Origin of the sequence: Micromonospora sp. WMMD956, assembly GCF_029626125.1 — a bacterium.
In the GTDB taxonomy this organism is placed as follows: domain Bacteria; phylum Actinomycetota; class Actinomycetes; order Mycobacteriales; family Micromonosporaceae; genus Micromonospora; species Micromonospora carbonacea.
The window spans coordinates 4138865-4163212 of the sequence record NZ_JARUBI010000005.1 but is presented as its reverse complement, the minus strand read 5'-3'; the positions used below and the strand labels follow the sequence as shown (position 1 = coordinate 4163212).

Here is a 24348-nt window from a genome sequence, read left to right as displayed (position 1 = left end):
ATGTCATTGTTGCCAACAGGTGTACCAGCGAGCTGATATTGGCGGCGTAAGCGGCAGTTCTTATCTCGAACTTAGAATCGAGCGGTGCACACTGGAGCCGGGTTTTCCGAGAAGGGATCTCAATGCGCGTGCTGATCGTGGAGGACGAGGCGGTGCTGGCCGAGGCGACGGCCGAGGGGCTGCGCCAGCAGGCCATGGCGGTGGACCTGTGCGTAGACGGCGCGGCCGCGCTGGAGCTGATCAGCATCAACCGCTACGACGTCGTCGTCCTCGATCGCGACCTGCCGGTGGTGCACGGCGACGACGTCTGCCGGGCGATCGTCTCGGCCGGCGGCGAGACCAGGGTGATCATGCTGACCGCCTCGACCGGCCTGGACGAACGGGTGTACGGGCTCAACCTCGGCGCCGACGACTACCTGACCAAGCCGTTCGCCCTAGCCGAGCTCGTCGCCCGGGTCCAGGCCCTCGGCCGGCGGGCCAGGCCGGCGCTGCCCCCGGTGCTGCGCCGCGCCGGCATCGAACTCGACGTCCCCCGGCACCAGGTGCTCCGGGACGGACGGTTCATCCCGCTGTCCCGAAAGGAATTTGCCGTACTGGAAGTCCTGATGCGGGCCGAAGGCACCGCGGTCAGCGCCGAGGAACTGTTGGAGAAGGCATGGGACGAACACATCGATCCGTTCACGAACGCGGTTCGAGTGACAATGATGACCTTGCGCAAGAAGCTGGGCAGCCCCGCGGTGATCGAAACGTTGTCCGGAGTGGGCTACCGATTGGGCGACTAGTCCTGCGCCGCCTGTCGGTCAAGGGGCACCTGGTCCTCATGTGCGGGGGGATCTTCCTCCTCAGCGCCGTCGTCCTATTGACGATCAACTACATCCTGTTCCGGGCGGCGCTGCCTCCGGCCGTCACCGGACGGATCGACACCGCGGGCCCGAACCCGACGTCGTTGGTGCGGCCGCTGAACCCGGAGACAGCGGCCGAATACCGGATCGACGTCCTCAACACGCTGCTGGTGCAGTCCGGCGTGACGCTCGCCATCACCCTGCTGCTCGCCCTGCTGGTGGGCTGGATCGTCGCCAGCCGCATGCTGCGGCCGGTGCGGGTGATGGCCGAGGCGGCGCGCCAGTTCAGCGCGGAGAACCTCAACGAGCGCATCCGGATGCGGGGGCACCGCGACGAGCTGACCGACCTCGCCGACACCTTCGACGAGATGCTCGACCGGCTGTCCGCCTCGTTCGACAGCCAGCGGCGGTTCGTCGCCAACGCCTCGCACGAACTCCGCACCCCACTGGCCGCGCAGCGCACCCTGGTCGAGGTGGCGTTGGCCCGCAGGAGCACCGACCCGGACGTACGGGGCCTGTGCTCTCGCCTGCTCGCGATGAACATCCGGATCGAGTCCCTCATCGAGGGGTTGCTGGTGCTGGCCCGCAGCGACCGCGGGCTGGACCACCGCGCCCCCGTGCGGCTCGACGAGGTGGCCGCCGGGGTGGTCGAGGCGCAACGCGCCCGCGCCGGCCAGCACGGCCTGCGCATCCACGCCGACCTGGCACCGCAGGTCGTCAACGGCGACCGGGTGCTGCTGGAGCGCCTGGTGATCAACCTGGTGGACAACGCGATCAAGTACAACCACCCGGGCGGGCAGGTCTGGGTACGGGTCGGCTCCCCCGGCCCCGTGCTCCGGGTCGACAACACCGGGCCGGTCGTGCCGGTCGACCAGTCCGCCGCGCTGTTCGAGCCGTTCCGGCAGCTGCGCCGGGGCCGGGACAGCGCGGATCACGGGGTGGGGCTGGGGCTGTCGATCGTCGCCTCGATCGCCCGGGCGCACCGCGGATCCGTGCGGGCCCAGCCGCGGCCGGCGGGTGGACTCGTCGTCGTGTTCGACGTGCCGGGATCCGCTCCGACCCAGCCACGGACCACCCGGTACGTCGGCGCGTCGACCGCGTCGGACCGGTCGGCACGCAGCTGAGCCCGCCGGTCCGCTACCGCCGGCCGGCGCGCCGGAGCCTGCGGCGCACGCCGCCGTCGACCCGTGTCCTGACCCGCGCCAGGATCTCCTCGTACCGGCGGTCCGCGCGCGTGCTGAGCGCCTCGGCCTGCTCCAGCATGGCCACGATCGTCTCGATCGCCGTGGTCAGGACCTGCCCGTCGTCGAGCTCGTCGGGGCTGCGGCTCTGCGTCATGCCGGTCGGCCGGAGCTCCGCCAGGTCGCCCGCGACCTGGCACGGGTAGTCCCGCAGCTCCGTGATCTGCCGCTCCGCCTGGTCGGCCACCCAGGCGGCCCGGTCGAGGCCGACGCCGAACCGCAGCCCGTTCCCGCGCTGCCGCAGCACCGAGTCGACCAGGTGCCGCTGGACGACCTCCTGGTACGGCCTGCGCAGCGGATAGCGGTCGCCCAGCGCGAGGTTGACCCGGCGCAGCACCTCGGCCTCGGCCGCGCCCAACGAGGGGTTCGAGGTGGGGACCGCCAGTTCGCAGAGGCCGTCGGGGATGCCCATGATCCCCGCGAAGCGGTGCCACAGGGTGTCGTGCGGCGCCCCGGGGGGCGGGACCGTCACCAGGTGGCGTCGCTCGGCGGGCACCAGGTCGCCCCAGCGGCGCAGCATCCGGTTCGCGGTGTAGTTCTCCCAGAACGTGTCGAACTCGCCGCGTTCCACCGCGCCCAGGAAGGCGCCGAAGCGCCAGCCGCTGCGGGCCCGGATGCTCTGCTGCCAGGTCGACGGCAGGGTGCGCCACAGGTCACGTCCGGCCACCACGATGTGCACCTCGGCCGGCAGCAGGCTCTCCACGGCGCGGGCCGCCTGCACGCTGCTCGCCCCGCCCAGCCCCTCGTTGCTGATGATCACGTCGCCCGGCCACCCGCGTGCCTTCGCGGCCAGCCGGTCCCACGTCCAGCGCAGGTCCGCGTCGCGCCAGGGCACCTGGCGCAGGTCGGTCATGGCAGCGTCCTGCGCGCGGGCGCTGCCCGGCAGCAGGATGCCGGCCCGCTTCAGCTCCCGCCTGTTCCGCCAGAGCACGTCCTGCACGAAGGTGCTGCCCGTCTTCGGGGCGCCGACGTGCAGGAAGACGCGTCTGGCCATGCCGCCTCCCCTGGTGGCTCAAGGGCGGCCGGTCACGGCCCGGCCCGTTCGGCGCCCAGGCTGACACACGAAGGTGGCGGGAAGGTGTCGTCGCGAAGGCCGTCGTGCCGCGGCTTGGCGACGCGTCGGGCCACGCCGCCCTCCCCGCCGCCGTCCCCCTTGCCGGCCGGCGGGAAGCGCGCGGTGTCAGCGCTGCGGCAGGACCAGGAGCGTCACGGAGTTCGCCGGGTACGTCGCGCTGACGCCGCCACGGGTCACCCGGACATCCTCGCCCCGGACGATCGAGGTGAGGTCGGCCGGGCCGTAGGTGAACCGCTGGGCCCTGTCCCTGCCGCGGAAGCCGGCGAGCGTCAGCCGCGACGTCAGATCGCCGCCGGTCTTGTTGACCACCATGACGGTGAGCGCCCTGTCGCACGAGCGTTGCGCGGCGTAGACCGCGAGCTGTCCCTGGTCGCTGCTGACCGCCGACACGCTCACGTCGCCGAACCGGCTCCCGGCGCCGTCGTAGTTGCGGTACATCCGGAACGCGTACGCCCCGGGGTCGGTCGGTTTCGGTTCGCCCCAGATGGTCGCCAGGTCCAGCCCCTCGCGCCCGAAGATGCCGAGCACGTCGGCCTGCGCGAGCGCGCCGTTGATGTCGTCCAGCGCGCCCCAGTTGTATTCGGTGATGGCGACCTTCGTGCCGGGGTAGTACTGCGCGACCCACGACTTCATCTGGCGGATGAACTGCAACGGTGGCGCGTTCACCCCGCCGGGGCCGATCCACGACTCGTCGACGTACGTCGGATCCCACAGCGACCGGGTGGAACGCAGCCGCAGCGCGTTGGCCTCCGGGTCCCTGCCGCCGCTGATCTGGGGGTAGTAGTGCTGGTCGAAGTAGTCGAGGAAGCGCTTCCCGCCGTGGGCGTCGCCGAAGTCCTTCATGTTCTTCAGATACCACTGGGACAGGTTGAGCCCGCCGTGCGCCGCCGCGTCCGCGCCCGGCGCGCAGCCATCCACGCCGGAGGCCACCCACTCGCAGTAGCCCCAGCCGGACGGGCCGAGCACCGCCGCGCGCGGGTCGGCGGCCTTGATGGCCGCAGCGGTCGCCGTGCCCTTGCCGCCCAGCTCGTCGTAGCCCACCGCCTCGGGATGCACGTCGCGGTGGGTGGAGCTCCACAGCACCGGCTCGTTGTCGAGCTCGTAGATGGACACGCCGCCACGTGACGCCGGGCCGAACTGGGTCACGAGATGCGACACCATCTCGCCCGCGAACGACGCGTCGGCCGGGATCGAGGTGTCCGTCGGGACCGCCCCGGTCAGGTTCGCGTCGGCGTGCCGGCCGTTGCCGCAGTTGGGGTCCCACTGGTCGAACGAGTCCTGCTCGGGGAACCGCGTGGCCGGGAAGCCGCAGGCGAACGGGTGCGACGAGGGCGAGTCCTTCGCCACCCACCCGATCAGCGGCACGGTGACCACCTGCTTGGTCCCGTGGTCACGGTTCCGCTGGACGAACGCCTCGACCGTGTTGTCGGGCCCGGCCACGATGTTCTCGAAGTACCAGTCGCTGCCCGTGTTGTACGTGTGGTTCCTGAAGTTGTAGCGGCTGCTCGCGTTGCCGCCCCAGCGCGCGACCGGCGTGCCGAGTTCGGCGACGAGCTCGGGGTCGCCCCCGTTCATGCCGTAGATGTCGGGGCTGATGGGGTGCCGGGCGGCGGACACGTCCACGGCCAGGGTGAGCCCGTCGGCAGCCGCCGCCGGGCCGGCGACGGCCTGGGCGGTCAGCAGCCCCGCCACGAGAGAACCTGCCACGCCGATCGCCGTGGCCGGACGCGGCCTGCGCCGCCGTTGCACACCCATCAGGGGCTCCCGTCGCCGATCGGCCCGGGACGGACCGAATTCACATACAGATTATCGTCCATCTATATGATGGCCATCGATTCCCGCCGATTGAAATAATCGGCGCGCGTCCGCGCCAACCACCTACCAGAGAGGAGCCGCCCGTGTCCGGGGGCTCTCTGTTCCGCCGCCTGTGGCCGGCCTTCGTGGCCGCCGCCGCCCTGCTGGTCGCGGTGCCCGGTGTGGGCCTGGCCACCACACCCGCGGCCGACGCCGGCACCATGTCGACGCCGGCCAGCAGCGTCCCGCCGCCGGCCCCGGCCAGCACACCGGCGCCGCCGGCCCCGCCCACGCTGCTCACCGCCACCCGGGTGACCTCGACGTCGGTCACCCTGACCTGGACCGCATCCGTCCCCGGCTGCTGCGCCATCACCAACTACAACATCATGTACCCCGAGCCGTTCAGCGACGTCATACCGACCATCACGGTCGGAAACGTCACCACTGCCACGATCAACATCTCGCCGACCCACCAGTACAACATCAGGGTGGCGGCCAGGGACTCGACGGGACACACCTCCCCCTGGTCGAACCAGATCATCGTGGTGGCCCCGGCCACCGACAGCGGCCCGGACACCGTGCCACCCGGCTCGCCGACGAACCTGACCAACCGGAACGGCACCCTGTACTGGTCGGCCGCGCCGGACAACGTCGGCGTGACCGGCTACCGCGTCTACCGGTACGACGGCTGGTACACCTCCACGCTGCTCGGCACCACCACGTCGACGACGTACCAGCTGCCGCCCTCGGCCACGACGGGGCCCGGCCCGCACATCCAGTTCTACGTGCGCGCCACGGACGCCGCAGGCAACCTGTCGGCCGCGTCCAACACGGTCGACGCGACCAGCTCGACGCCCCCGGCAGACCTCCCGCCGACCCCGCCCGCGAACCTGGCGGTCAGCCGGATCACCTCGACGTCGGTCACCCTGACCTGGGCGGCGGCCGAGCCCGGCTGCTGCGACGTCACCGGATACACGGTCACCTACTTCCAGGCGTTCTACGACCTGGGAGACACCGTCCGGGTCGGCAACGTCACCACGGCCACGATCACCCTCAAGCCGGCCACGGAGTATCGCTTCATGGTGCAGGCCAGCGACTCGGGCGGGCACCGCTCGCAGTGGTCGGCCCCGCTCACCATCGTCACCCCGGCGACCGACGCCGGCCCCGACACCGTGCCGCCGAGCGCCCCCGGGACGCTGACCGTCACCGACGCGACCGCCACGTCCGCCAAGCTGAACTGGACGCCCTCGACGGACAACGTCGGGGTGACCGGCTACAACGTCTACCGCTGGGACGGGGTCTTCGTCTCGACGCTGGTGGCCACCGTGACCGGCACCAGCTACCAGCTGTCGATCGCGCCCTCCGTGCCCAACCGCTACTACGTGCGGGCCCGGGACGCGGCGGGCAACGTGTCGATCGCGACCAACGAGGTGCGGGTCACCCCGCCGACCGACCCGACCACCGCGCCACCCGGCACCACCTGCGCGGTGACCTACCAGAAGCAGTCGGAATGGCCCGGCGGGTTCGTCGTCGACGTCACGGTCGAGAACACCGCCACGACCGCCGTCAACGGCTGGACCCTGGCCTTCACGTTCCCGGGTGACCAGCGGATCACGACGCTCTGGAGCGCCACCTACACCCAGTCCGGCTCCGCCGTCACGATCCGCAACGCCAACTGGAACGGCACGATCGCGGCCGGCGCCAGCGTCACGTTCGGCTTCCAGGGCTCGTGGAGCGGCAGCAACGCGGTCCCCACGGGCTTCTCCCTCAACGGCACACCCTGCCGCTAGGGAAGGGCTGCCGAACCACCCCTGACGACACACGGACGAACCGGGTCGGGCAAAGAGTCGCCCAGGCCACCGGCGCGGCGACGAGAAGGGCTCCGACCGAGAAGGCGACCCCAGGTCGGAGCCCTTCTGCCGGCACGCCGCCAAACAGGGTCGTGCCCAATTCTCCGGTTGAGCGACGGCGTCTTTCGCGTTATTTGCCCGAGGTCTTCGCCGGGCGCTTGATCACGCACACCGTGAACGTCGTCGCGTAGCCACTGTCGGCGAGGCGTGAGAACCGTCATGCGCTTGTGACCCAGGGATGGCTGACCACGGCAGGCCATGGCGGATGTTCGGGGCATTTCACCGCAGGATCACAGGAAGGCGATTGAGCGAAGTTCATCATGGTGAATTTTTCATTGCAGGTAAATCTTTCGCACCTCGCCAGGCATAGTGCAAACTGGAGCCATGGATGCGCTCGGGGGGGCCCGCCCGAAGGGGAAATTTCATGTTCGGCCGTCAATAGGCCTTTCGGCGTCAACAGCATCGACTGTCGGCGACCCCTGACGCCGCAGGCCTGCGGGCACCAGCTGTCGATCATGTCGTCGACTGTTGTCGACCGCCCCCCACATCAGCCGCCAGCGTGATCAGCCTGACTACGCCATTTGGCCGATCACGGGGAAACGCGATCCACGCCTGCACGTCGCGCCCAAGCCGCCAAGCCGGCGGTCAACGCTGCGCTCTCTACGACCCCACCCCAGGCCGGGAGAACAGCGCCGACAGAGGCCACCTGTTCTCAACTCGGCCGCCCGAGCTGCGCCTTCCCCGTGATTGCGTCCCGCCGGGCGCCGCGCGGACCGGACATGGCACGGCGAAACACCGCACGGATCTGGGTGATTTGCCGAGACAATGCCGGAACCAGCCCACGTCGGCAGGACCGTGTCCCGAAAGGGATCGGGATGAAACGAGAGATGGTGTGAGAAGCAATGCAACGCGACATCGAAGTAAAGCTCTTACGGGCCCTCGTCGCCGTCGTCGACAATGGCGGCTTCTCCCGGGCTGCGCAGGCCCTGCACGTCACGCAGCCGACGGTCAGCCAGCAGATCCAGCGGCTGGAGTCCGTGGTCCAGTCTCCCCTTCTCGAACGCACGAACAGGCCGCTCAGGCTTACGAGCGCCGGACGCGAGTTGGTCGCCCATGCTCGCCGCGTCCTGCTGCTCAATAGCGAAGTCCTCGGCACCTTGTCGGCGCTGCGCGGCCAGGAGGCCTTCCGACTGGGCTACTCGGTGCACTGCGTGGCCGGATTGCAACGCATGCTCGCCGAGTTCGCGGCGGAGCGGCCCGAACTACGACTTGAGATAGTGACCGGCCTCAGTGCATCTCTCGCCGACAAGCTCGCCAGAGAGGAACTGGAGGCAGCTGTCCTGTTGGGGGTCTCGACGCCACGCTGCGAGATGCTGGGCCGGCTCAGCCTCGCCTGGTTCGGCCACGCCCCGGCCGCCGCCGACACCACGTACCCGGTGGCGATGGTGGGAGGGCACTCCGCGTTGAGCATGCGGATCTTGGAGGCACTGGCCGCAAACGGCGTGAGCTGGCACTCGGTGCCGTGGTCGGCCGATCCGGTGGCGGTGCGGGCCGCCGTGGAGGCCGGCCTCGCGTACACGGCTCTGCCATCCAACTCGCGGACCAGTCACCCCGGCCTGCTCCCCGCGCCCGCCGACGTCCTCGGCCCCACGCCGGAACCCCTGCCGGTATATCTGGCCTTGTCGCCCTCGGCAAGCGAGCTCGTGGTCACCGCGGCCCGGATGGCGGCTCGGGTGACGCTGAAGGACATGCCCCTCGTCGCTCCGTGACCCTGGCCGCCGGGCGCTGCGGAGCAGGCAGTCGACCCGCAGCCGCAGCGAGCTCCGGGGGTGCGCGGCCGAGGGGGGATCGGCCGCGCACCCGGCACCCGAGCGGTCAGTAGGAGGTCCTGGCCGCACCGCGCGCGGCCAGCTTCGGCCCGTACGGCGCGGAGTCCAACCACTCCCCGGCCTTCCGCCCCACGGCGGCGAGCGCCGCCGCGGTCCGCCGCCTGAGCCGGACCGCCCGACTGTCCGCGAGCATGTGCTCCAGGGCCGCGCTGGCGCAGGCCCGGTTGTACTCCGCCGCCTCCTTGCGTTCCCTGGCGAAGCGGTCGACTGCCGCCCCTGCCGCCGCGGCGTCCCTCGCCGACAGGGCTTCCCGGACGGCGTCCACCGCGCGGATGGCGTCGGGAATGCTGGAGTTCATCCCCCGCGCGCCGAAGGGGGCGAACAGGTGGGATGCCTCGCCGGTCAGCAGCACCCGGCGATGCTCGTCGGTGAAGTGGGCAGCGACCTGTTGCGCAAACCGATAGGTGGACACCCACCGCACCCGGTTGCCGTATGCGGCTGGCAGCACCTTGGGAATCCACCGGCGCAGACCCTCGGGGGAGGTGAACGTGTCCGGCACGTCGTCGACGAGCAGGTTCAGGTCGACCCGCCAGCCGCCGGCGAACGGCACGATCAGCACGTTGCGGCCGTCGACGCCGGGGTGGTGGTAGTGGAACACTCGCTCGATCGGCACGGGGTGTGCCGGGTCGTCGTCGAGGTCCACGATCACGAAGGTGTTCTGCGAGCGCGGCCCCTCAAGGGGAATTCCGGCGGCGGACCGCAGCGGTGAGCGGGATCCGTCAGCCGCGATCACGTAGTCGGCCGTCCAGGTCCTGCCGCTGGCGTCGGTGAGCCGGACTCCGTCGGCGGAGATCTCGGCGGAGGTCACCTCGGCGTCCCAGTGCAGCTGGACACCCCGTTCGCGGCACGCTGCGGCCATCAGGTCCTCGGTGCGCACCTGCGGGAGGCTGGTGAAGGGTGGCAGGCCCTCGCGGAGCAGCGGCGGGTAGGTCTTGCTGTAGATCTCCTTGCCGGCCCAGAACGAACGCTTGGTGGACCACATCACGCCCTCGCCAGCGATCTCGTGACCGAGTCCGGGTGCGAGCTTCTCCAGCGCGACCAGTGAGGAACCGTGCAGGTACGCGGCCCGGCTGCCCGGTCGTACCGCGCCGGGGCCGCGCCGTTCGAGCACCGTGGCATCCAGACCGGCGGCACGCAGGGCCAGTGCGGCGCTGAGCCCGGCCGGTCCGGCGCCGACGACCAGCACCGAGTGATGGATCGTCGCCGCCGGGCCGTTGCTGGTCAACTCGGGTCCTCTTCGAGGTGGATCGTCTCGCTGGTGAAGGAGACGATGCGCCCGTCGAGGCCCCCGGTCAGCGCGGCGTGCCACAGCGCGGTGCGGATCTCGGTGCCCTCACGCCGCAGTATCAGTTGCGGCTCCGGCGAGCTGAGTTCCCAGTAGTCGCCGGTGCGGCGCAACTGCATCCCGGCACCCTGCGCGGTGCGCACCAGTGGCTCGAACTCAGCGACGTCCAATACGTACAGGGCGAGTGTCACGAGCCCGACACCTCCTCGTTCTTGCGGATGAGCTCCGCTTTGCGCTGCCACAACGCCTGGGCCGACGGGCGAGGCGAGTCGGCCACGTCGACCAACGCACGCAACGTCAGGTCGGCGTCCCGGGCGTCGATCTCCGCCATCTCACGGATCGGCCGGGTGATCTCGAGCTGGATGCCGTTCGGGTCGTCGAAGTAGATCGACTCGATGAGTTCGTGCGCCAGCGGCGTGGTGACCCGTACGCCGTGCGCCTTGAGCCTCGCCCGCCAGTCGAGCAGTTCCTCGGCGGTGTCGACGTGGAAGGCGAGATGCCGCGAGCGGTGCATGAGGTCACCCGGCGGCCCCTCTTCGGGCAGGCCGAAGTAGTAGAAGAACGCGATCCGGTTGCCGCGCCCCATGTCGAAGAAGAAGTGCACGAAGTCCGGGTAGTCCTCGGTGACCCAGCCGTTGGCGGTGATGGCGTGCACCAGGGGCATGCCGAGCACCTTGGTGTAGAACTCGAGCGTCGCCCGCGGCTTCCAGGTGACGTAGGCGAGATGGTCGACTCCGTCCAGGCTCAGCCGGGGCTGGCCGACCGGCGTGCCCAGGGGTGGTGATGCCACTTCTCCTCCTAGGGGTGACAGCGGAAACGCCTGTCCTGCGCCCTTACGCGGGGGTACGCCCGCGCAGTCCGGTGACCGCGATGAGGGCGCCGATCAGCAGCGTCACGCCGCCGACGATGAGCGCAGAGCGGGTGCCGGAGGCGTTGGACGCCGACAGGCTGAGGACCACGCCGAGCACGGCCACCCCGAGGGAGGAGCCGACCTGGCGTGCGGAGTTGAGCGTGCCGGCGCCGATGCCGGCGAACTCGGTGGGAACGGTGCTGGCGATGCCGGCGACCAGGGCCGGGAGGGTGAACGAGATGCCGAAGCCGAACGCGAGCAGACCGACCAGGGTGGCCACGAGCGCCAGCCCGGAGTTGCCGGTGAACGGTGCCTGGATCAGCGCGCCGGCACCCATGAGGACGAAGCCGATGGTGGCCGGGCGGCGTGGGCCCACCCGGCCGACCAGGCGCCCGGTGAAGATGGGGTTGATGGCGGTCGGGATGGTCAGCGGGAGGAAGGCCAGTCCCGCGAGGGACGCCGAGTAGCCGCGGCTGTCCTGGAAGAACAGCGACAGCACGAACAGCAGGCCGGAGAGGCCGAAGTTGGCGAGCAGCCCGGCCACCAGCGCGGCGGAGAAGCCGCGGCGGCGGAACATCCGCGGCGGCAGCATGGCCGCGTCGCCGGCCCGCATCTCGGCTCGAACGAAGATGATGGCGGCGACCGGCACGAGTCCGAGGGCGATCAGCACCGCGCTGTCCGACCAGCCCTTGGCGGGGCCCTCGATCAGGGCGAACACCAACGCGGCCAGGGCGACGACGGCGCTGATCTGACCGGTGAGGTCAAGGCCGCTGCGCGGCTTGAGCGCGGTCTCCGACGCGAATCGGACCGTGACGACCAGGCTGATCAGCGTGAGGGGAACGTTGACCAGGAAGATGGCGCGCCAACCGACCGACTCCGTGAGCAGACCGCCCACCACCGGGCCCGCGACGAGCGCCGCGCCGGTGATCGCCGCCCACGAGCCGACCGCGCGGGCCCGCTCGGCGGGAACCGTGTACGAGTTGGTGATGATCGCCAGCGACGACGGAAGCAGCAGCGCGCCGGCGACGCCAAGCGCAAGGCGCAGCGCCACCAGGAAGCCGAGGCTCGTGGCGGCCGCCGAGATGCCGGACAGGACGCCGAACGCGACCAGTCCCCAGACGAAGACCCGTTTGCCGCCCAACCGGTCCGACAGCCAACCCGCGGTCAGCAGCAGGGCGGCGAACGTCACCGTGTAGCCGTTGGTCACCCACTCAAGCGCGCTGAGCCCGACACCGAAGCTCCGGGAGATGGCGGGCAGTGCCACCGAGACGATGGTCAGGTCCAAGAGCACCATGAAGTAGCCGAGAGACAGCCCGATCAGAAGTGTGCGTGACGGCTTGCCCGACCGGTCCGATGCCACTACGGGTGGCGGCCCCGCCTGCGTTGCCATGTGTTTCTCCTCGATTGGGATTGCATTCCTTCACCGCTCCCTGCCAGGTGGCCGGGACTTTCCATTCAACCGGAGCCGCTGACCGATTTGTGGGTGGTGGTCCTCGGAAGGACCGGTGAGTATCATCGGCTGAGCCGATGGGTGCCGACGGGGGGCGACGCATGGAGCTGAGAAATCTTCGGGCCTTCGAGACCGTTGCACGGACGCTGAGCGTCACGCAGGCAGCGAAGGAACTGCATTACGCGCAATCCAGCATCAGTGACCAGATCCAGTCCCTGGAGCGGGAGCTGGGCGTCGAACTGCTCGACCGTTCCCAGCGCCGCCTGCGGCTGACTCCGCAGGGCGCGGTGCTCTCGGAGTACACCGACCGCATCCTGAAGTTGCTGGAAGAAGCGCGTTTCGCGGTCTCGCGTCCCGGCACGGAACTGGCGGTCGGTGCCCTGGAAACGGTGAGTGTGCACCTCCTGCCGCCGGTACTCGCCGCCTACCGCGACCAGAATCCGCAGATGCGGGTGAGGCTTGGGCACGACAACCGCGGCCAGTTGTACAAGGCGGTGCGCCGCGGCGATCTGGACCTGTGCCTGACTTTCGGGTCGCCCCCGCCGGACACGTCGCTGCGCTCGGAGACCTTGGCGGAGGAGCCACTGGTGATCATCGTGCCGCCGGCGCATCCACTCGCGGAGCGCGGCCGGGCCGGGTTGGCCGAGCTGGCCCGGGAGGCGTTTCTGGCCACGGAGCAGGGTTGCGGCTTTCGAGAGATGTTCGAGGGAGTGTTCGGCGCGGGCACGAAGGAGCCCGTCGCCGAGGTGTCGAGCATCGGCACGCTCGGTGCGTGCGTGGCGGCCGGCATGGGGTGTGCGCTGCTGCCGATGCTGTCGGTGCGCCACCAGGTCGCCCGGGGCGAGGTGGCTGTCGTGCAGAGCGAGGACACCGATCTGCGGACGACGTTGACGATGACGTGGCTGGACCGCAACTCCGCGAACCCCGGCCTGGTCAGCTTCCAGGCGATGCTGCGTACGCACCTCAGCGGCTGACCGTGCGTGCCGGTCATCGGACGGCCTCGGGCAGGGGCACGGCCCGCAGGCGGGCGCGGGCGATCTTGCCGGTGACCGTGGTGGGCAACTCGTCGATGACGACCAGCCGTTCCGGAAGCTTGTAGGTCGCCAGCCCTTTGCCGGACAGGTGGCCGGTCACCTCGTCCAGGGTCAGCCCGGCACCTTCGCGCAGCGCCACCACCAGACAGGAGCGCTGACCCAGCCGGGGGTCGGGCTCCGCCACGACCGCGTGCTGGGCGAGCTGGGGCAGATCGTTGAGCAGTTCCTCGACCTCGAGCGCGCTGAACTTGAGCCCACCGCGGTTGATGAGTTCGTCGGCGCGGCCACGGTAGCCGACCGTTCCGTCCGGGTGGAGCGCGGCGAGGTCACCGGTGCGCAGCCAGCCGTCAGGGGTGAACGCGTCCCGGGTGGTGTCCGGCGCCCGGAAGTAGCCGCTGAACATGAAAGGGCTGCGGTACTGCAGTTCACCCGTCACACCGGGCCCGGCGAGCGCTCCGTTCGCGTCCACGATCCGTACCTCGGCGCCTGCGGCGGGCCGACCCACGGTGCTGGTGAGCTCCGCCGGGTCGTCGGGGCGGGTGTAGGTGCCCGCACCGACCTCCGTCATGCCCCACTGGACGATGACCCGGGCATCCAGCGTCCGTCGGATCCCGTCGACCAGTTCGCGGGGCACCGGGGCTCCGCCGGTGCGCACCTCGCGCAGTGACGGCAGCGCCCGGTCGGGCGTCGGCGCGCGTTCCAGCAGGGACACCAGGTCCCGCAGCTGCGCCGGTACGGCGAAGGCGGCCGTCGCGGAGGCACCGCACAGCAGATCGAGGAAGTCCTGCGCGTTCCACCCCTCGAACAGTCCGACGGCACCGCCGGTGACCAGGGCCAGGTGCACCGACAGCAGGCCGAAGGCGTGGCTGAGCGGGCTCGCGGAGACGATGGTGTCGGTCGCGTCGAGGCCACCATCCGCCGCGACGGCCCCGGCGTTGCCGAGCAGCCCGGCATGGCGGTGCACGCACAGCTTGGGGCGGCGCGAGGTCGTGCCGGACGACGCGAGCAGCAGCAGCGGCGCCTGCGGATCGCGCGGGGCCGGGGGCAGTTCGACGCCCGGATCCTCCGTCGCCATCAAGTCGGCGGAACCGATCAGGCCGGCGGTGGGCGGGGGCTCCTCGTCGCCGGAGAGCCAGACGTGGGTCAAGGACGGGCAGGCGGCGCGTACGGCGTCGATCTCAGCCATCCGTGAGCGTCCCCGGTGCGAGCCCCGGGCGACCAGTGCGACCGCGCCGGCCTGGGTGACCAGCGACTGCACCTCGTGCGCGCGGTAAGCAGTGTGCAGGGGCAGCAGCAGTACGCCGAGGCGGGCGGTGGCCGCATGCAGCACCAGCAGTTCCCAGCAGTTCGGCAGCTGGGTGGCGAGCACGTCGCCGGCGCGCAGCCCGGAACGGTGCAGGGCGCCCGCGGTGCGCTCGGACTGCGCCAGGCAGTCCTGCCAGGTGCGCCAGCGGTCACCGTCCCACACCGCGGCGGCCTCTCGCCCGGCGGCGGCCCGGCGCAGCACTTCGGTGAACGTCGAAGGGGCCGTCGGTGGCACGGCGGGACATTCCACGAAGAACCTCCTGGGAACGAACGACGTCACGGCATCGCGCCGGACCCGGCAAGGAGTGTTGTCCGCCGTTCGGGAAATAGTCCATGGCCCCGCTATAAAGAATCTTCATCGGCGCACGCCAGGTGGCCGAAGAGTGTTCCTTGTGGGCCAGTGGGTCGACGCTCCGCCAGCCCGGTGCCGCTGAGGTGCGCAAACGAAGCACCGACGAGGGATGATCCTGCCGAGACGCGAGTGCGCCGGGACCAATACCGACAAGATACGTCAATGGAATAAGCCGCAGGGACACCCTTCGTTGGGCACACGTAGAAGGTTTTCTTTTGGTTCGGCGCATCCGATGGAACGCATCGGATACACCGAAGGGCGGCGTTCATTGAGGTCGATAGGCTGATCCTAGACATTCGATGATCAACGCGGGAAAGTGGGCTTGCGAAATTCGAAGTATGCGCAGCAGACTTCCGGTGAACCCCTTACAGGAGGTCTCGATGCCCGCTCTTCATTCCTCCGGAAATGCCGTCGAGGACATTTCCGAGGAAGGCGTGTTCTCCCCTTCGGGCCGCCGGCAGCTCGCTGACACGATCAACGCCGCGCGGTTCGCGTCGACGGCCACCCCGGCGACCCTACTGGCCCCAGCCCCGCAGGACGGTGAAGCGGCCCGGCTGACCGAGCAGGCCTGCCTGTTCGACCACTGCGGCGTGCTGCTGTTTCCCGACACCCTGGAGGCGGGCCTGCGCCACCTCGACCGGCTGGGCCTGGCGCCGTTGCCGGCCGTGCCGAGCGTGGTGGTCCGGCACCGGCTGGTCACCCGCTACCTGCTGGACCCCGTCGGCTGTGACGTCGCCATCACCCGCTTGCGCCTGGAGTTGCCGGACGGCCGGCGGCACGCCGCAGTGGAGGTGTTCCTCTTCCCCCGCGACCGGGCCGGCTACCACAGCCGGATCGAGGACAACGAGGTCGCCCACGGTTTCGAACGGCACACCGCCTTCGTCGTACGCCGACCGAGCACGACGCTGCTGGCCAGGTTGGTCGCCTCCTGGCGGACCGACGCCGGCCTGCTCTGGGAGGGCGGCGGGTACAACCCGCACGAGGGCGGGCCCGAGGGGTCCACCGTCCTGTACTTCGTGCGCGACCAGGCGTACCAGACGCAGCGGCGGCGCTTCGAGCTGCACTGCGCCGGTGACTTCCGGGACTTCCTCGCCGGGCGCGCCCGAGACGTCGACGCGGTCGACCGCGCCTACCGCAGGTGGCAGGCCACCGGCCCGAGCGCCTCCGACTGAGCCCTTCACCCACACCTGGACGATCCACGAACAGCGGAGGACCCGTGCTGCGCAACGACCCCTTGACCCAACGCAATCTGCCTCTGACCTCCGAGCTCTACGACTACCTGCTCACCCAGGGCCGGATGGTTCCCGATGCGCTGCTGGCCGAGCTGGTGGAACGCACCCGCGAGGCCGCCCCGGGGCAGGCGCACATGAGCGTCGCACCCGAGGAAGGCGCCCTGCTCACCTTCCTCGTCCGGCTGTTGGGCGCCACCCGTGTCGTCGAGGTGGGCACCTTCACCGGCTTCTCGTCGCTCTGCCTGGCCCGGGGCCTGCCCCCGGGTGGCTCGCTGGTCACCTGCGACGTGTCCGACGAGTGGACCCGGCTGGCCCGCGAGTTCTGGAGTCGCGGTGGGGTGGCGGACCGCATCGAGTTGCGGCTCGGGCCGGCGCTCGACACCCTGCGCGCCCTGCCCGCCGAGCCGCACCTCGACCTGGCCTTCATCGACGCCGACAAGCCCGGATACGTCGGCTACTGGGAGGAACTGGTGCCGCGGCTGCGGCCCGGCGCGCTGCTCATGGTGGACAACACCCTCTTCAGCGGCGAGGTGATCGACGACTACCCCGGCGAGAAGGCAGCCGCCATCCGCGTCTTCAACGAGCACGCCCGCCGCGACCCCCGGGTCGAGCTCGTCATCCTGCCGATCGCGGACGGACTCACCCTGGCCCGCCGGCTGCCGTCTGGCGAGGTAGGGGCCTGATGGCCCGCTACCCGTGGCCGTCAGCCACCGCCGCGGCGCCGTTCCCCGACCTCGACGACGACGTCCCGTGGGACTTCGGCGTGGCGGAACAACAGCCCGACTGGGCCGATCCGGTCCGGGCCGCAGCGGTCCGCGCCGAACTGGCCCGGCTGCCCGCCCTCGTGACCTGGGACGAGGTGCGTCAGCTCCGCAGCCTGCTCGCCGAGGCGGCGACCGGCGACTACCTCGTCGTCCAGGCCGGTGACTGCGCCGAGGATCCGGCGGAGTGCACCCCGTCGACGGTGCTGCGTAAGGCCGGCCTGCTCGACGCGCTGGCCGGCGTGATGGCGGCCGCCACCGGCAAGCCGGTGCTGCGGATCGGGCGGATCGCCGGGCAGTTCGCCAAGCCGCGCAGCGCCAGCACCGAGGTCGTCGACGGCGTCGAGCTGCCCGTCTACCGTGGACACCTGGTCAACGGGCCCGAGCCGACGGCGACGGCCCGGCGGGCGACGCCCGAGCGCATGCTGGACTGCTACCACGCGGCCTTCTCGGCCGTCACGGACCTACGACGGCGGATCAGCGCCTGGACGCCCGCCTCCGGCGCGCCGGTCTGGACCAGCCACGAGGCGCTGGTCTTCGACTACGAGCTGCCGCTGCTGCGGCGTACGTCGTCCGGCACCATCCTGGCCTCCACGCACCTGCCGTGGATTGGCGAACGGACCAGACGCCCGGACGGGCCGCACGCGATGATGCTGGCACGCACCGCCAACCCGGTCGCCTGCAAGGTCGGGCCGACGACCCGCCCGGAGGACCTGCTCGCCCTGTGTGCCCGCCTGGATCCGGGGCGCGAGCCGGGTCGGCTCACGCTGATCGCCCGCATGGGCGCCGGGGCGGCGGCCGCCGCGCTGCCCCCGCTGGTGTCCGCCGTACGGCGCGCCGGGCACCCGGTCGTGTGGCTGTGCGACCCGATGCACGGCAACACCGAGAAGACGCCGTCCGGCGTCAAGGTCCGGTCGGTGCGCACCGTCGTCGCCGAGGTGCGTGCCTTCCAGGCGGCCGTGACCACGGCCGGCGGGACGGCGGCCGGCCTGCACCTGGAGACGACCCCGTTCGACGTCGCGGAGTGCGTCTGGGAGGACCCGGCGGAGTTCGAGCCCGGGGCCGTGACCGAGACCTACTGCGATCCCCGCCTCAACACGGCTCAGGCCGTCGAGGTGGTCAGGGCATGGGCGACCCCGTCCGTGCCGAACCGGAGAAAGGAAGTTCTGTCATGAGCGAAACGGTCATCCGTGCCGACGACGGCACCTTCACGATGGTCAACGTCTTCCAGGTCGAACCGGACAAGCAGCGGGAACTGGCCGAGGTGCTGACCGAGAGCGCCGACAAGTTCATCCGGCACCGGCCCGGCTGCATCTCCGTCAACATCCTGGCCAGCCTCGACGGCACCCGCGTCACGTACCTCGCCCAGTGGCAGAGCAAGCGTGACATCAAGGCGACCATGTCCGACCCCGACGTCCAGGTCGGCCGGGACAAGGCGGCCAAGCTGGCGAAGCCGGACCCGCACGCGTACACCGTCTTCTCCGTGCACCACCCGGAGAGCTGACCGCCTCGTGCCCCCCGGGGCGGACCGGCGCGGGCCGGTCCGCCCCGCTCCTCTGCTGCAGCGACCAAGGGAGTTCCGTGTACCGACGCCTCTTCACCTCGGAGTCCGTGACCGAGGGTCACCCCGACAAGATCGCGGACCGGATCAGCGACACCGTCCTGGACGCCCTGCTGGCCCAGGACCCGCGGGCCCGCGTCGCCGTGGAGTGCCTGATCACCACCGGCCAGGTGCACATCGCCGGCGAGGTGACCACCACCGCGTACGCCGACATCGCCCGGCTGGTCCGCGAGGCCATCCTCGACATCGGCTACGACGCCTCGGCGAAGGGCTTCGACGGCGCCTCCTGCGGTGTCTCGATCTCGCTCGGCGCGCAGTCGCCGGACATCGCGCTCGGCGTCGACGCCGATGGCGACCCGCTGCGGAACCAGGGCGCCGGCGACCAGGGCCTGATGTTCGGCTACGCCTGCGACGAGACGCCCGAGCTGATGCCGCTGCCGATCCAACTGGCGCACCGGCTCGCCGAACGCCTGACCGCGGTCCGCCGCGACGGCACGGTGGCCTACCTGCGCCCGGACGGCAAGACGCAGGTCACGCTGGAGTATCTCGGCCCGCGCACCGCCCGGCTGGACACGGTGGTGGTGTCGTCACAGCACGCACCGCACGTCGACCTGGAGAACCTGCTGACGCCGGACATCCGGGCTCACGTCGTCGAACCGGTGCTCGACGTGGCCAGCAAGCACGGCCTCGACCTGGAGACCGACGGCTACCGGCTCCTGGTCAACCCGACCGGCCGGTTCGAGGTCGGCGGCCCGATGGGCGACGCCGGCCTCACGGGACGCAAGATCATCGTCGACACGTACGGCGGGATGGCCCGGCACGGTGGCGGCGCCTTCTCCGGCAAGGACCCGTCGAAGGTCGACCGCTCCGCCGCGTACGCGATGCGCTGGGTGGCCAAGAACGTCGTCGCGGCCGGGCTGGCCCGCCGCTGCGAGGTGCAGGTCGCGTACGCGATCGGCCGGGCCGAGCCGGTGGGCCTGTTCGTCGAGACGTTCGGCACCGAGACGGTGCCACCGGCCGCGATCGAGAAGGCCGTCACCGAGGTCTTCGACCTGCGGCCCGCTGCGATCATCCGGGACCTGGACCTGCTGCGCCCGATCTACGCGCAGACCGCCGCCTACGGTCACTTCGGCCGGGAGCTTCCCGACCTGACCTGGGAGCGCACCGACCGCGCGGCCGCCCTCGCCGGGCTGGCGGGGCGGTGAACGCTCCGGTGCGCTGAACGGAACCGAGCCGGCGCAGGAAGTCCGGCACACTCCAGGTGACGAGGGCACCCGGGGCCGGGCCGACTCGGCCCGGCCCCGGTGCGCCGGTCAGTTGCGGAGGCTCCACTGCTGGTTGGTGCCGCCGTTGCACGACCAGAGGATGATCTTCGTGCCGTTGGCGGTGGCGGCGCCGTTGGCATCGAGGCAGAGCCCGGACTGGACGTTGGTGACGGTGCCGTTGGCGTTGACGTTCCACTGCTGGTTGGTGCCGCCGTGGCAGTCCCAGATGATGACCGTGGTGCCGTTGCTCGTGCCCGCGCCGTTCGCGTCCAGGCACTTGTTGCCGTACCCGGTCAGTTGCTTGTTGGCGGTGTAGGTCCACTGCTGGTTCGTGCCGCCGGAGCAGTCCCACAGCTGCACCTGCGTGCCGTTGGTGGTGGAGGAGTTCGGCACCTCCACGCAGCGGCCGGACTGGCCGCCCACGAGCCGGCCGCCCTGCGGGCCGCTGCCGCCGCTCTGCTGCCGGACGATCGAGCTCGACTCGGCCGACCGGTTGCCCTGCGCGTCGAGGACGTAGAGGCGGTACTCGCCCTGCGTCGTCGGCACGGCGATGGACGTGGCGGTGCCCCCGGCCCTGGTCATCGTCGGTCCGGCGGTGAAGGTGGTCGTGCCGGCGGGCGCCAGCCAGACCGCCCTGGTCGCGTCGCCCGTGCTCCGGATCGGGATCGACGCCGTCCCGCTGGTGACGTAGGTGCTGGCGGGCAGGACGTAGTTCGGCAGGGACAGGTTGGCCGCCGGGACGATGTCCCGGAACGTGTCCTCCAGGCCGGAGTTGGCGGCGATGCCGTACGCCTGCGCGGGCCAGACGTAGTCGGAGGAGACGATGATGTCGCCGACCGTGCTGTTGGGCAGGTTCTTGTTCGAGACCTTGTTGATCGGGCCGTAGATCTGCGTGATGCTCAGGTCGTGCTTCCGCCCGAAGTCGTCGGAGTTGATCATCCAGGTGATGTTCTTGTCCACGCTGAGCACGTTGTCGCGGAAGGTGATGTAGGCCGATCCCTCGTCCGGGTGCAGGCCGTACTTGTGCCCGGCCGGCACGCCCTGGAGGTAGTTGTTGGTGATCGTGGTGCCCGGCTGGCTGCCGAGGGTGTAGATGGGCGCCGTGTCGCTGAGGCGCTGCACCGTGTCGATGATGTGGTTGTAGCTGATGGTGTTGTTGCGGGCCGTCGTGGTCGGCCGGTTGGGCGCGATCGAGCCTGACGACCCGTCGAAGTTCCACCAGCCCCAACCGAGCGTGATGCCCGACCACGGGGACTTCTCGATCCGGTTGCGCTGCACGCTCAGGGTGTCGACGAAGTACGCCGAGATGGGGCTGTGCCCGTTGAACAGCACCGCGCTGTCGTAGAGGTAGTTGTTCCTGATGTCGATGTTCTTCGGCAGCCCCTCGACCTGCGGGGACCACTTCTCACGGTTGCTCGACGTCCCGTCGCCGATGTAGACGTGCTGGGGGTGGCCGACGGTGATGGCGGAGCCGGCGACGTCGTTGGTGAAGTTGCCGACCAGTTGGCTGCTCTGCACGTCGTTCACCATGTTGATGCCGTCGGCGCCGGTGTGCTGGATGCGGTTGCGTTGCAGGAGGATCCCGTCGGCGTTCTCCACCTGGATCATGCCGGGGGTGACGTCGACGTTGCGGTAGTAGTAGTCGTGGAAGTTCCGCTTCGCGTACGCCTGCGCCCCGAGGTTGCCCTGCTGCGCCTGCTTGAACGACGACCCGGCGACGTTGAACAGGTTCCAGTCGGAGTGCTGGACGGTGAGGCCGGAGAACGTGATGTTCCGCGCGTGGCTGCTCGTCGAGGTGCCGGCGACCCGCAGCAGGGTGGTCACGTTGTTCGGCGCGAAGACCGACGCGGTCGTCATGTTCTCGGCGCTGCTCTTGTAGTAGTAGAGCGTCCGGCTGCCCTTGTCGAAGTAGAACTCGCCCGGGGCGTCCAGGAACTCGTAGGCGTTCATCACCTTGTGGCTGCCGCCCGTCTGGGCGTTGCCGTTGAACGCGCCCTGGGCGATGGCGGCACCCGGCTGCTGGAACAGCGCCACCCGGTTCGCGCCGTCGGAGCTCGTGGTCACCTGGCGGACCCCCACGATCGCCGTGGTCCAGGTCGTCGCCGTCTCGATCTCGATGTCGTCGGCGTTGCGGGCGACGGCGGGGAAGTCGTTCAGGTTGTACTTGGCGCCGTCGCACTGCGAGCCCGACTCCCAGGCCCACGCGGCCTGCCCGGCCGTGATCGTGTACGTCCCGTAGCAGCCCGCCGAGCCGATGGTCTTCGACGCCATGTACGCCCGCTTGTCGTTGACGTACAGCGCGCGCAGTTTGTTGGCGCGGTCGAGCGGCGCCTTCCAGATGTTGCCGCTGTGCTGGGTCCACCCGGTCACCTGCACGCCGCCTTCGAGCACCGGCGTCTCGTTGGGATAGGCGGCGTAGCTGACCCGGTGTCCGTTGGTGCCGGAGTCGCCGGCCCCGAACTCGATCGTGCTGCCCACCGGGTAGCTTCCACCACGCAGGTAGACCTCGATGTCGCCGGTCATGTTCGCATTCACTGTGCGGACGACGTCCCGCGCACGTTGCAGTGTCCTGAATGGCGACTGGAGCGTGCCGGGGTTGGCGTCGTTTCCGTCCGGGGCGACATAGTAGGTCTGTTGGACGGCGGCCGAGGCCGGCAGTTGATTCCCGACCACTGCCGGTAGCGTGGAGGCGACGGCCAGCGCAACCGCCAGCAGTGACCTTCGAACGGTGGAGACGGCTGGTTTCACGTACCATTCCTTTCGCTTACCGCCGACAGGACATGTTCGCTGGACATTCGTCCTCGGGGCGCGACGGTGGACCACCGCACGAATAACGGCCGACGGCGGGAGAACACGGGGCTATTCCGACCATGGTGGTTCCTTGACAAAGGCGCAGCAAGAACAGGCGCGAGGCCACGTACGCTTCGGCGATAAACACCGACCGGCGGCACCTATCGTGCCGTCGGGAACGCCCGCTGCCCGCTCACGCCCGCTTGCCCATGGTCACAGAATTCTGCCTTGCAGCGTAGACGTCATACGTTTACGGCGCAACCATCAGATCGCCCGCCGACTATGCATAATCGCCGTCGCCGCGGCCGCTGGCCGGGCCGGAGCCGGGCGCGGCTCCCCCACCACGGCTTTCGGGTCCACGGCCCAACGGCTCCCGAGCGCCCACCGAGGCGCCGAGCCATCAGGTGATTTCCCGAAGGGGCGTCACGCCTGCGACGCAGGATTCGCGGCCGGCAAGGCGCTGGCCCGGGTCGACCACGCATTCCCCGATGGGCGGGCACTCCCGCCGGCGTCGACGTCGCCGGCTGCCCCGGCGGTGCCCGTCGACTCGATCCGCTGGTGCAGCAGGACCGCCCCGACCAGGGTGGAGGGTGCGGTCAGCAGGTACAGGGCGACGCCCGGCACCGCGAACACCGGGCTGATCGGCAGCAGCGTGAGCATCCGCACCGACAACACCGGCAGAATCAGGACGCAGATGCTGGTCATGCCGAAGCCGAGCGTGAAGCCGAGGTTCCGCCAGGCGAAGCGAAGCTGCTCGCCGACGCCCCGCACGCCATGATGGTGCAGCGGCACGGCGAGCACCAGCGAGCCGGTCAGAAAGCCGTTGAACAGCAGGCCGACCCCGAAGGCCGCGACGAGGTTCACGCCGGGAATCCACAGCAGCGGCAGGATGATCAGCCAGCCCACGTGCAGCACCAGGGTGACGATGACCGTCTGACGCAGGCAGACCGCCGCCGAGCGAAACCACGACGGCGCGCCCTGGTTCGTCCCGCCGGTGCGGCGGATCACGCCGCGGGTCAGGGCCGGGAAGAACGCCGCACCGAACAGCATGGTCAGCGGCACGGTGAGCGCGGTCATCGCGCCGTGGAAGAACAGGCTGAACGCGGCCCACAGCGCCTTGTCGACGATCCATCGCACGACCTCGGACCAACCGGACGCGAACCCCAGCAGCCAACCGGTGAGCCGCTCGACCAACATCCCGGTGGCTTCCTGCAACCCCAGCAGCGCCAGGCCGGTCAGCGCGAGGGGAAGCAGCACGAACGCCCAGAGGGCGGGCGTGGTGACGAACAGCCTGCCACCGCGGAAGAAGTAACCGACACCGATGAAGAAGCGCCCGATCCTGGTGCCGGTCGCCTTCGCGGCGCGCAGCGTCTGGTGACCCGCGACCCCGACGGCATGCCCCGCAGCACCCGCCATCCGGGCTGCTGATGAGCCGGTCCCGTCCCATGCCATCGGCCCGCCCGCAGCCGGCGCCGCCTGATTCCCCGACTCCACTGGCACCAGTTGCGCACTCGACGGCACCCCGTAGGCCGGAGGGAAGCCATGGGCCGACGGGAGGACCTGGCCGGTCGACGGATCACTCGGCGGAAACGGACGCGGCTGCGGATCCATGCGTCAGGCCCTCCAGGGGTTCGTTCGACACGGCGAGCGGTGAGCCTCGGGGCCGACAGGCTTCTCAACGGCCCGCCGGCGGTAGCCGATCCTGCGGATCTTCCGAGTTGCCGGGTGGACGATGGCATTCTCGACGCCCGACCAGGCTCGGACCACCGGAT

General features: G+C 70.3%; 19 protein-coding genes. 10 read left to right on the top strand and 9 right to left on the bottom strand.

Features of this window, described 5'->3' with window-relative positions; all coding sequences use genetic code 11:
• Positions 1-122 precede the first annotated feature (122 nt).
• Together O7628_RS18930 and O7628_RS18925 are read left to right on the top strand one after the other, a co-directional pair.
• On the top strand, positions 123-782 hold the full coding sequence (locus O7628_RS18930; protein ID WP_074478381.1) for a response regulator transcription factor: 660 nt from the start codon (positions 123-125) through the stop codon (positions 780-782).
• 38 nt (positions 783-820) lie between these two features.
• Positions 821-1966 (top strand): HAMP domain-containing sensor histidine kinase, encoded by a 1146-nt coding sequence (locus O7628_RS18925; protein ID WP_278132383.1) that lies wholly within the window; start codon positions 821-823, stop codon positions 1964-1966.
• Between the two features lie 13 nt (positions 1967-1979).
• On the opposite strand, the gene O7628_RS18920 is transcribed toward O7628_RS18925, so the two are convergent.
• Together O7628_RS18920 and O7628_RS18915 are read right to left on the bottom strand one after the other, a co-directional pair.
• Complete coding sequence (locus O7628_RS18920; RefSeq protein WP_278132381.1) at positions 1980-3077, bottom strand: hypothetical protein; 1098 nt, start codon at positions 3075-3077, stop codon at positions 1980-1982.
• 186 nt (positions 3078-3263) lie between these two features.
• Complete coding sequence (locus O7628_RS18915; protein ID WP_278132379.1) at positions 3264-4865, bottom strand: glycoside hydrolase family 44 protein; 1602 nt, start codon at positions 4863-4865, stop codon at positions 3264-3266.
• Between the two features lie 191 nt (positions 4866-5056).
• On the opposite strand from O7628_RS18915, the gene O7628_RS18910 reads away from it, so the two are divergent.
• Both O7628_RS18910 and O7628_RS18905 read left to right on the top strand, forming a co-directional pair.
• Positions 5057-6742, top strand: a complete 1686-nt coding sequence (locus O7628_RS18910; protein ID WP_278132377.1) for a cellulose binding domain-containing protein — start codon at positions 5057-5059, stop codon at positions 6740-6742.
• Between the two features lie 962 nt (positions 6743-7704).
• Complete coding sequence (locus O7628_RS18905; RefSeq protein ID WP_278132375.1) at positions 7705-8571, top strand: LysR family transcriptional regulator; 867 nt, start codon at positions 7705-7707, stop codon at positions 8569-8571.
• Between the two features lie 106 nt (positions 8572-8677).
• Here the strand turns inward: O7628_RS18905 and O7628_RS18900 are convergent, their stop codons facing one another.
• From O7628_RS18900 to O7628_RS18885, 4 genes are read right to left on the bottom strand one after another with little or no spacing between them, the layout of a single operon-like run.
• Positions 8678-9916 carry an FAD-dependent oxidoreductase gene (locus O7628_RS18900; protein ID WP_278132373.1) on the bottom strand — a complete coding sequence of 413 codons (1239 nt, stop codon included), beginning with the start codon at positions 9914-9916 and terminating at the stop codon, positions 8678-8680.
• Positions 9913-10167, bottom strand: coding sequence for a hypothetical protein (locus O7628_RS18895; RefSeq protein WP_278132371.1), 255 nt, complete (start codon positions 10165-10167; stop codon positions 9913-9915). Before O7628_RS18895 ends, O7628_RS18900 begins: the two co-directional genes overlap by 4 nt.
• Entirely contained in the window at positions 10164-10766 is a 603-nt protein-coding gene (locus O7628_RS18890; protein WP_278132369.1) for a VOC family protein, read from the bottom strand. The genes O7628_RS18895 and O7628_RS18890 overlap by 4 nt, the downstream gene beginning before the upstream one ends.
• A gap of 43 nt (positions 10767-10809) precedes the next feature.
• Positions 10810-12216: an MFS transporter gene (locus O7628_RS18885; RefSeq protein WP_178063535.1), complete on the bottom strand. Its 1407-nt coding sequence runs from the start codon at positions 12214-12216 to the stop codon at positions 10810-10812.
• A gap of 161 nt (positions 12217-12377) precedes the next feature.
• Here O7628_RS18885 and O7628_RS18880 point away from each other — a divergent pair, with 161 nt between their 5' ends.
• On the top strand, positions 12378-13250 hold the full coding sequence (locus O7628_RS18880) for a LysR family transcriptional regulator (protein WP_278132366.1): 873 nt from the start codon (positions 12378-12380) through the stop codon (positions 13248-13250).
• A 13-nt stretch (positions 13251-13263) separates the two neighbouring features.
• Here the strand turns inward: O7628_RS18880 and O7628_RS18875 are convergent, their stop codons facing one another.
• A complete protein-coding gene (locus tag O7628_RS18875) occupies positions 13264-14865 on the bottom strand; it encodes a class I adenylate-forming enzyme family protein (protein WP_278132364.1) in 1602 nt (533 codons plus the stop codon).
• Positions 14866-15347: 482 nt separating this feature from the next.
• Between O7628_RS18875 and O7628_RS18870 the strand changes: the two genes are divergently transcribed.
• The 5 genes from O7628_RS18870 to metK all read left to right on the top strand — a co-directional run bounded on the left by O7628_RS18870 (position 15348) and on the right by metK (position 19726).
• Positions 15348-16139, top strand: a complete 792-nt coding sequence (locus O7628_RS18870; RefSeq protein ID WP_278132362.1) for a hypothetical protein — start codon at positions 15348-15350, stop codon at positions 16137-16139.
• A gap of 62 nt (positions 16140-16201) precedes the next feature.
• Entirely contained in the window at positions 16202-16882 is a 681-nt protein-coding gene (locus tag O7628_RS18865; protein WP_278132360.1) for an O-methyltransferase, read from the top strand.
• A complete protein-coding gene (locus tag O7628_RS18860) occupies positions 16882-18135 on the top strand; it encodes a 3-deoxy-7-phosphoheptulonate synthase (RefSeq protein ID WP_278132358.1) in 1254 nt (417 codons plus the stop codon). The genes O7628_RS18865 and O7628_RS18860 overlap by 1 nt, the downstream gene beginning before the upstream one ends.
• Positions 18132-18464 carry an antibiotic biosynthesis monooxygenase family protein gene (locus O7628_RS18855; protein ID WP_074478358.1) on the top strand — a complete coding sequence of 111 codons (333 nt, stop codon included), beginning with the start codon at positions 18132-18134 and terminating at the stop codon, positions 18462-18464. Before O7628_RS18860 ends, O7628_RS18855 begins: the two co-directional genes overlap by 4 nt.
• Before the next feature lie 77 nt (positions 18465-18541).
• The gene (gene metK, locus O7628_RS18850) at positions 18542-19726 is read left to right on the top strand and encodes a methionine adenosyltransferase (protein WP_278132357.1); all 1185 of its coding nucleotides are present in this window, start codon (positions 18542-18544) and stop codon (positions 19724-19726) included.
• Positions 19727-19834: 108 nt separating this feature from the next.
• Here the strand turns inward: metK and O7628_RS18845 are convergent, their stop codons facing one another.
• A complete protein-coding gene (locus tag O7628_RS18845; RefSeq protein ID WP_278132355.1) occupies positions 19835-22534 on the bottom strand; it encodes an RICIN domain-containing protein in 2700 nt (899 codons plus the stop codon).
• A 465-nt stretch (positions 22535-22999) separates the two neighbouring features.
• Entirely contained in the window at positions 23000-24187 is a 1188-nt protein-coding gene (locus tag O7628_RS18840) for an EI24 domain-containing protein (protein ID WP_278132354.1), read from the bottom strand.
• Positions 24188-24348 lie beyond the last annotated feature (161 nt).

What these genes read in the sequence shown, in the direction of transcription:
- O7628_RS18930 (WP_074478381.1), top strand. Translation starts at nt 123, where the DNA reads ATGCGCGTGCTGATCGTGGAGGACGAGGCGGTGCTGGCCGAGGCGACG.
- O7628_RS18925 (WP_278132383.1), top strand. Translation starts at nt 821, where the DNA reads ATGTGCGGGGGGATCTTCCTCCTCAGCGCCGTCGTCCTATTGACGATC.
- O7628_RS18920 (WP_278132381.1), bottom strand. Translation starts at nt 3,077, where the DNA reads ATGGCCAGACGCGTCTTCCTGCACGTCGGCGCCCCGAAGACGGGCAGC.
- O7628_RS18905 (WP_278132375.1), top strand. Translation starts at nt 7,705, where the DNA reads ATGCAACGCGACATCGAAGTAAAGCTCTTACGGGCCCTCGTCGCCGTC.
- O7628_RS18885 (WP_178063535.1), bottom strand. Translation starts at nt 12,216, where the DNA reads ATGGCAACGCAGGCGGGGCCGCCACCCGTAGTGGCATCGGACCGGTCG.
- O7628_RS18880 (WP_278132366.1), top strand. Translation starts at nt 12,378, where the DNA reads ATGGAGCTGAGAAATCTTCGGGCCTTCGAGACCGTTGCACGGACGCTG.
- O7628_RS18870 (WP_278132362.1), top strand. Translation starts at nt 15,348, where the DNA reads ATGCCCGCTCTTCATTCCTCCGGAAATGCCGTCGAGGACATTTCCGAG.
- O7628_RS18860 (WP_278132358.1), top strand. Translation starts at nt 16,882, where the DNA reads ATGGCCCGCTACCCGTGGCCGTCAGCCACCGCCGCGGCGCCGTTCCCC.
- O7628_RS18855 (WP_074478358.1), top strand. Translation starts at nt 18,132, where the DNA reads ATGAGCGAAACGGTCATCCGTGCCGACGACGGCACCTTCACGATGGTC.
- O7628_RS18840 (WP_278132354.1), bottom strand. Translation starts at nt 24,187, where the DNA reads ATGGATCCGCAGCCGCGTCCGTTTCCGCCGAGTGATCCGTCGACCGGC.